Genomic DNA, 8,065 nt, shown 5'->3' with positions numbered 1-8,065 from the left:
TCAAAGATTGAGCGATTTCCTCTCCATCAAATAGCAGAAGCAGTCCTGTCGGATAATTCGCTTGTCCAAGGTCAGCATGGACGGCATCACCGCCCTTTTCAGCACCAGCCGGTCTTCGCGAATTTCGAAATAGTCGGCGGCGACATCGTGCCCCGATTCGTCGCAGGCGATGAACGGAAGAGTGGACGAGCCGTTCTTGACCATTCCCAAAGCCGTCCCGGCGCTCAATTCCGTGAAATTAAGATGATCCAAATCTTCGTTCAGCCGAAGGTCGGTGTCCTCGGATGAAAAGTCGAAGGACACGTTCTCGCGCACGGTGACTTGTACGACCGTGTGATAAAAATCCAGATCCTGCGATGCAACCGGGTGGTCCGGTATATCGGTGAGGTGCAGGCAGGCGTCCAAATATTCGAAGACATGCTCGCTCCCGTATTTTTGTCCCGGTTTGCCGCATTCCAGGGTAACCGCAGGACACAGCCGGGCGAAAGCAGAGGTTTGGGTGCCTTTGGGATAGGTAAAATAAATCACCAACCGGCTGAACATGGACGCCAATCGAAAAAACCGGTGATCCAGCCGGTTGACGCAGGCGTAATGAGGGTTCACCCCGGTATTGTTGTGCACATCGATGCTGGCGAAAACGCGACGCCTGGCCATTTCTTCCATTACCGACTGCATCATGGCCGTCTCAGGGCAAGCGGAATGCGTAGTTCCGGGCCAAATGCGATTGTAATCCACCTGCCCATCCAGCCGCCGCACACCATTCCGCGCCGCACTGACATTGCCGATGAAAACCGACAGCGCGCGCGGCAAAGTCTGGTCCGAATACTTTCTGAGCAAGCTTTGCACAGCAAGTAGGCCGGTAGGCTCATTGCCGTGAAGCAGAACGGACACGAACAAGGGTCTTTCCTGACGTCCCGGGAGATGAATGAGCGTAGGTCCCGGCAATATCGTATGGAGGCGTTCCGCGGCTATCTCGGTCAATCCTTGCGGGACATGGTCCAGTTGAGTCAGAGACGGAGCATCCATCAGAGCGGCCATCGATGAACCGGCTCCCCGCTCTTCTGACGATTCAGATACTCGCGAGTCATGGTCGAAAATTCCCCAGGATGTTTCTCTATAAAGCGGCGTTGCCATTCGCTGCCGGTCTGGCCGGATAATATCCGTTGCTCGATAATGCCCAAAAAATAGGCGATATCCGCTTCCGCCAACCCCAATCGCTTTAAACCGGATTCCGCTTTCGGGAGCAGTTCATGCAGAAGCCATGGCTTGAGCGGCAGCTTTGTCTCGTCCCGCCAAATCACGTGCGCCCCCAGGCCGTATCGAGCCGCCTGATAAAAATTATCCTTGGCCTGAGCGAACGGAATCAACGGCTCATGGTACTCGTTCGCGAACGCTTCCACCAAACCGTAAAAGAATGCCGCATTGGCGATCATATCCACAATGCTCGGCCCAGCGGGAATAACGCGATGCTCGATTCGGATATGGGGGCGGCCGTCGGGATCGAAACCGACCAGAGGGCGGTTCCAGCGCCAGATGGTGCCGTTGTGCAGCCGCAAATGGGCGAACTGCTCGGGCGGGCTCTCCGACAGTATCGGCAGCAAAACCGGATAATGTTGAAAATTCTCCTCGAACACCTCGGTAATAGCGTGCCTCGCATAACCGCTGCCGAAGCCGACTCTATGCAAGGGGCCGTGGCTCGCCTCATGGAAACCGCCGCTGTCGACCGCTTGCTCGAACAGAGGAATCCGCGTCTCCGCCCACAGATCCTTTCCGAACAAGAACGGCGAATTGGCGGAAACAGCTACCAGCGGCGCGGAGACCAGAATGGCGGTATTGAAATACTCCCGTACCCGTTCAAGCGGAACCTGGAGATGAATCTGAAACGATGTTGCCGCCGATTCCAGCATCACATCCTGGTGTTCGACCGCGAGATGCTGATGACCGGAAATGTCGAGTTTTAGAGGCTCCTGGCGACGTGCCGACAGAATCTGCTCGTTTAGCGCCCGGTATCGGTTCATCTCGGAAATATTGTTCAGATTGAGCACCGCCGAGGGCACAGTAGGTAAGATTCCGATCGCGACGAGTTCGACGCCCAAAGATTCCGCCGCCGCGCAGGCCTTTCGCCAGAGTTCGCCCAAATCGAGGCGAAGCTGCGAAAGCACCTGTCCTCGCAGGAATTGCGGCACGCTATTGAACTCCACATTGAATTTCGCGAGTTCCGGACAGGCGAGCGAGCCGCCGAAAGCTTCGAGAAACGCGGCATTGACCGGTGCGGGGTTCATTTCCGAATCCACCAGCCAGGATTCCAGCTCGAACCCGGTAATCGGTCCCAGCGACGAACACACGCCCTTGCGGACATAGCGGCTGAGTAATCCCGTTTCCTCTTCCAGGCGCTGGCGAAAATTATCGAAATCGGCATCGGAGAACTGGGATCTTTCTATCTCTTGCCCCATGTTCCACCCCAAAGTTTTGGTGGTCTGGCCCCATCATGCCACGGACTTAAGGCCGACCAAAGACGCAATTTATCTTACGCAAGCTATAGACCGCAAAAGTGGTCGAAAAGATTGATCCTGGCCAGCGAAAGCGCTTAAAATTATGAAGACAAGCGGGTGTAGTTCAATGGTAGAACCTCAGCTTCCCAAGCGTGCGACACGAGTCGCGTCGGTAGCTGGCCTACTCACAACGTCATCGTGAGGAAAACAGCCCTTTATCCACCAGCGTGCCTGCGCTCCTGGTGGCAGGATCGCAACCTCTATAAGACATCTTCAAGATGTTCGTGGTTCTGAAGCAGGCTTTGTATCGACATTGCGGCGAATGCCGTTTAAGTAGTTGTCTTGCAGATTGCAGGATTTGACAAGACCCGGTGTTCAGCCACCGGTAGCCTAGGTACGGTGCTGGGTTGATAACGACCCCGTGCCAAGCGTACTGACAATGTAGCCACCTTACGGGGTACACTAGCTCCGTGAGGAGCCTAGTGTGATATCGGGAGTCGCACCCGGTTGAGGCGCTAGGCTGAGTCGAATGGTTAGCGTAAGCGAACCGCTATTAAACGTCGTCAAGCTGAACAAGCCAAAAGCGACTGATAGGCTTGACCCAAAATGGGACGTGGTGGGTTGCTCTTCTGCTTGGTAAGGGCACGCTGACAAACAACACCACCGGCGGAAAGGCGGAACCTTAACGACTTTTGCTACTTGAACGGAACGTGGTAAGCCCATATAGGTGTCCTGGCAACAGGACGAAGCAGCCCGCAAGGTCTGCTGATGCCTTTGTGGGTAAAGGATCGCGGAAAAAGCGAAGGCTGGTCTGTAATGGACCGGATAGGGGATGAAACGATTGCCCCGACCCGAAAGGGTGCTGACTTCTGCGTGGTGGCCTATCGCGAGATAGGTCTGTTAACTAACCCCCGAGGGGATGGATGCATCCCTTCGGGGGAGAAATGCGTCCATCTCCGACGGAATCGGGCGGGTGTAGTTCAATGGTAGAACTTCAGGTTCCCAACCTGATAACGTGGGTTCGATTCCCATCACCCGCTCCATATCGGAGGCTGATATGGACGCTCTTCCAAAGAGTGATGTCGCTTCCACTGCATGGTCAAGTTGGCACGAAATTTCGTGGTCCGACGCCCATCGTGTAGTCGGGAGGTTGCAGACACGCATCGCGAAATCAACGAAAGCAGGCAACTGGCGACGAGTCAGACGCTTGCAGTCCCTCCTGACCCGCTCCACCAGCGCGAAAGTGCTAGCGGTCAAGCGCGTCACGGAGAATCAAGGTCGAAAGACGCCCGGCGTCGACGGCCAGACCTGGAGTACCCCGGAAGACAAGTGGCACGCCGCGCATAATCTGCGCAGCAAGGGTTATCGCCCCGCCCCTCTACGCCGGATTCACATCCCCAAAGCGAACGGCGGAAAACGCCCATTGGGCATTCCGACGATGCGCGACCGGGCGATGCAGGCGCTTCATCTGCTGGTTTTAGACCCGGTAGCGGAAACGCTCGCCGATTCACACTCCTACGGCTTCCGAAAGGGCCGATCAACGGCGGATGCCATCGAACAGGTACGCAACGTGCTTGGACGAAAAGCGTCTCCGAAGTACGTCCTGGAAGGCGATATCAAAGGGTGCTTCGACCATATCAGCCATGACTGGTTGTTGGCGAATGTTTGTATGGACAAGCGCCTGCTCCGGAAATGGTTGAAGGCGGGATATATGGAAAAAGGGTGCCTGTTCCCGACCGAAGCGGGTACGCCCCAGGGGGGTATTGTCTCCCCCGTACTCGCGAATTGGGCACTTGATGGCCTGCAACAGCGGCTCGAATCGTTGTTCCGAACGGTTCGGGAGGCCCGCGCTGCCAAGGTCCATCTGGTGCGCTATGCCGATGATTTTGTGATTACCGGCAGTTCGAAAGAATTGCTGGAAACGAAAGTTAAACCCGCTGTCGCCGAATTCCTGCGGGAAAGAGGATTGACGCTGTCGGAGACCAAGACCCGCATTACCCATGTGGATAAGGGCTTCGACTTTTTGGGTTGGAACGTCCGAATGCACCGATCGATGCTGTTGATACAGCCTTCGAAACGGAACACCAAGGCGTTTCTCGGCAAGGTCAGACAGGTACTCAAGGACCTGCGGGCCGTGAGCCAGGTCACGGTGATCGATACCTTGAACCCGATTCTTCGGGGATGGGCGAACTATCACCGCAGCCAAATGGCGACCCGCACGTTCACCCGATGCGACCATCACATCTGGGGTGCCCTATGGCGCTGGGCCGTCCGCCGTCACCCGAACAAAGGGAAACGATGGATCAAGCAGCGCTATTTTCAGCGCCTGAAGGGTCGTGACTGGCGTTTCGGGGAAAAGGACAAGCTTCTGTTGTGTCTGGGTGGCGTACACAAGCGCAAACACACCAAGATCGCAGCGGAGGCCAATCCCTACGATCCTGCGTTTGATGACTATTTTTCCGGGCGGCTCGCCGCTCGCATGCTTCAGACGCTGGAGGATCGAAAGCGGCTTCGCTGGCTCTGGTGGTTCCAGGGAGGAATCTGTCCGGTATGCAACCAAAAAATCACGGCAGAAACGTGGTGGCATCTCCACCACGTCCTGCCGCGGCGCTTGGGCGGATCGGACACGATGAGCAATCTCGTGCTGCTGCATGAGAATTGCCATCGACAGGTCCACGCGAAGGAAAAGCCGACCTTTGTTGGTGGCCTACTCCGAAACGGGTAGGCTTTCAGGCTGCTTGAGCCGGATGCGTGGAAACATGCACGTCCGGTTCTTAGGGGAGGAGATGGCCGCGAGGCCCTCTCCTTACCCGACTGATGACGTGGGTTCGATTCCCATCACCCGCTCCACGTCCCCCACCTTCTTCATCCTCGAACATCAAAGTTGCTTCACTTCAGTTCGAACCGCCTACGCAGGCAGGCTCAGGTTATTCCTTTGAGATTGCCATAGAGAAAAGCCCACATAAGACACAATCCCGATATTGACGGCGAAAGTCAGGACCTTGATCCACGAGACGCCGGCCAGCAGCTCGAAAAGCTCTATGGGAATATAGATGGCACCGCTCGCCACCGCGAACCACTCGGCCCAGCGCCGTCCTCGCCATAATCCATAAGCCTCGATAAACCGCAACCCACTGTACGTAAATGCAAAACCGGCAAAAAGCCAAAGCCTCTTATCAGAAAGCCGTCCTGCCAAATCGATAAAAATTCGCGGATACCGGCTGGCTGGATTGAGGTGAAAATGACCGACAATTTCCTCAGCCAGTTGCTGCACATCATGATGGATAAGCGAGAGGAGTCCGAATCCCGCCAGCACGATCAGCACACCTTTGCTCAACTCGACTATCGCAATCACGCGTAAGCCTCCCGGCGAGTGCGAAGACCTGACGACGCTATTTTGCTTGGCAGATAATAGTTGTCCCATGACCACACGCCTCCTAAAATCCTTGGCCGCCAACTTTTTGAGCAAATGAACTCGGGATCGAGCGATTGGATTGCGAATATGATCGACGTCGCATCTTTTAACGCCGGCTGTCATGCGCCATGTCCCCGATGGCTGTGCTAGACCGTTGGCAATACCTTTTTGAGTAGCTCCACTATGTTTCTTATCCTTTGCATTTTATGAAAGACCCGATCGACAACAATCAAGTCAGCATGAACGCCTTTAAACGCCTGTTGTTCATGGCTCTGTTTTTTGCGCTCTTCGGTATCGTACGTTTTGTTCTGTGGGCCATCGTCCTGTTCCAGTTCATCGCCCATCTCTTTACCGGCCGAGCCACCCGCCTCGGCGTGAAATGGGGTGAAGCCCTGTCGGCGTGGATTTACAACATGATGCTCTTCATGTCCTACAGCACCGACCGCATGCCTTTCCCGTTTTCCGCTTTCGGAGCGAGAGAGGATTGACGGTCGCGGAGTTCGTTGCTCAATTATCCGAGCTTTCAAGCTCTTATCTTTCAGCATCCCCGAAAATAAAAAAACCCACCATGCGGTGGGTCAAGAGGAGGAAGAACACATACATGTAGACAGCGTGGCAGCCCGTTAGTTCATGCGCACACGAAATTTTGTTGCCTGCTGTGTACAAATTGTTGCGGCAAAGGTGCCGCCGCGTGAGCGAAGATCCCGGCCGATGCCGAGGAAGTGATCGGATGAGGCGCGGACCGGCAAAGCGCCTTCCACCTTCAAGAGATATAGCCTGGAAAAGATGCGGTAGATCGGCAATCCCTTGCTGACGAAGGCCTCCCGATAGTGCTACGACATACCGGAAAAGGCTCTGATGGCGGCTATTGCGCCGCTTTCCGATTCAGCAGGTAATAAACCACCGGCACCACATAGAGGGAGAATGCGGTCGACGCGAAGATGCCGAAGATGAAACTCCAGGCAAGGCCGGAGAAGATGGGATCCAGCGTGATGACGAAAGAGCCGAACAGCGCGGCGGCGGCGGTGAGAAAGATCGGGCGGAGACGGGTGGCACCGGCCTCGATGAGGGCATCGACGAGGGTTTCGCCCTGAGCCCGCAGCCGCTCGATGAAGTCGATGAGAATGATGGAGTTCCGGACCACGATGCCGGCCAGAGCGATCATGCCGATCATGGCCGTTGCGGTGAACAGGATGGGATTGTCGAAACCCGCCACGGGCTCGGTAAACAGCAGGTTGAGCAGCGCGAAGCCGGGCATGATGCCGATGACGGTCAAGGGAATGGCCACCATGATGATGAGCGGCATCCCCAGGGAACCCGTCTGCGCCACCAGAAGCACGTAAATCATGAGCAGGGCCGCACCGAACGCGAGCCCTAAATCCCGGAACACATCCACCGTGATCTTCCACTCCCCTTCCCCGGCCAGATCGACCGTATAGCCTGCGGGCAGCGGTTTTTCGTCCTCGATGTCCCACCAGTCGAACACGGCCTCCACCGGACTTCGCCCCGCCATTTCGGCGGTAACGTAGCTCAGGCGCCTGAGATCTTTATGATAAATCGTGAGATCGGCCGGCTCCTCGATCGCGTGGCCGATTTCTCCCAGCGGCACCAGCGAGCCGTCCAGGCCTTTCACCCGGAGCGTATTCAGATCGGCCATGGAGGAGCGTTCCGCACGCCGCAGCCGCATGACGATTTCCAAGGGCTGGCGCTCGGACGAAATGTGCACGACGCCGATGGACATTCCGTTCAACGCTGCGCGCAGGGTTTCCGCGACCTCCGCCACGGTTACGCCATGCAGCGCGGCCTGCTGACGGTCCAACTGATAGCGGATCACGGTCTGCGGCTCGTCGACGGTATCGTCCACATCCACGACGCCCTCTATCCCGGCGATCTCCTGTTTCACCCGCTCGGCGACGCGCGCCAGATCGGAATAAGCCGCGTCCAGAGGCCCGTATACCTCGGCCACGAAGGTGGACAGCACCGGGGGACCCGGAGGGGTTTCGACGATCTTGGCATTGGCGCCGTAAGCCTTGGCGATCCGCTCGATATCGGGACGGATGCGCAGGGCGATTTCGTGAGACTGCTGCTCGCGCCGTTCCTTGGGCAGCAGGTTGATCCGAATCTCGGCCTGATGGGGCTCGCGCCGCAGATAGTAATG

Annotated in this window: 6 protein-coding genes and 1 tRNA gene; 3 read left to right on the top strand and 4 right to left on the bottom strand. The window is 56.5% G+C overall.

Annotated features, from left to right (window positions below):
• Together ABJK70_RS16795 and ABJK70_RS16790 are read right to left on the bottom strand one after the other, a co-directional pair.
• On the bottom strand, window positions 1–1,038 hold the full coding sequence (locus tag ABJK70_RS16795; protein ID WP_077731625.1) for a M14 family metallopeptidase: 1,038 nt from the start codon (window positions 1,036–1,038) through the stop codon (window positions 1–3).
• Complete coding sequence (locus tag ABJK70_RS16790) at window positions 1,026–2,453, bottom strand: glutamate--cysteine ligase (RefSeq protein WP_347258531.1); 1,428 nt, start codon at window positions 2,451–2,453, stop codon at window positions 1,026–1,028. The genes ABJK70_RS16795 and ABJK70_RS16790 overlap by 13 nt, the downstream gene beginning before the upstream one ends.
• Before the next feature lie 1,008 nt (window positions 2,454–3,461).
• Here ABJK70_RS16790 and ABJK70_RS16785 point away from each other — a divergent pair.
• Together ABJK70_RS16785 and ltrA are read left to right on the top strand one after the other, a co-directional pair.
• Window positions 3,462–3,535, top strand: a tRNA-Gly gene (locus ABJK70_RS16785).
• Window positions 3,536–3,549: 14 nt separating this feature from the next.
• Window positions 3,550–5,217, top strand: coding sequence for a group II intron reverse transcriptase/maturase (ltrA, locus tag ABJK70_RS16780; RefSeq protein WP_077731623.1), 1,668 nt, complete (start codon window positions 3,550–3,552; stop codon window positions 5,215–5,217).
• 183 nt (window positions 5,218–5,400) lie between these two features.
• Here the strand turns inward: ltrA and ABJK70_RS16775 are convergent, their stop codons facing one another.
• A complete protein-coding gene (locus ABJK70_RS16775) occupies window positions 5,401–5,916 on the bottom strand; it encodes a DUF2127 domain-containing protein (protein ID WP_086134491.1) in 516 nt (171 codons plus the stop codon).
• A 197-nt stretch (window positions 5,917–6,113) separates the two neighbouring features.
• On the opposite strand from ABJK70_RS16775, the gene ABJK70_RS16770 reads away from it, so the two are divergent.
• Window positions 6,114–6,395, top strand: coding sequence for a DUF4389 domain-containing protein (locus tag ABJK70_RS16770; protein WP_077731622.1), 282 nt, complete (start codon window positions 6,114–6,116; stop codon window positions 6,393–6,395).
• Between the two features lie 377 nt (window positions 6,396–6,772).
• Here the strand turns inward: ABJK70_RS16770 and ABJK70_RS16765 are convergent.
• Window positions 6,773–8,065, bottom strand: a 1,293-nt coding sequence (locus ABJK70_RS16765; RefSeq protein WP_347258530.1) for an efflux RND transporter permease subunit, incomplete at its 5' end; no start/stop codon positions are given.

Origin of the sequence: Methylocaldum sp. (assembly GCF_039794385.1) — a bacterium.
Lineage (GTDB): Bacteria > Pseudomonadota > Gammaproteobacteria > Methylococcales > Methylococcaceae > Methylocaldum.
Note: the sequence above shows the minus strand (reverse complement) of the source record. Positions and strands in the feature narration are given on the sequence as shown.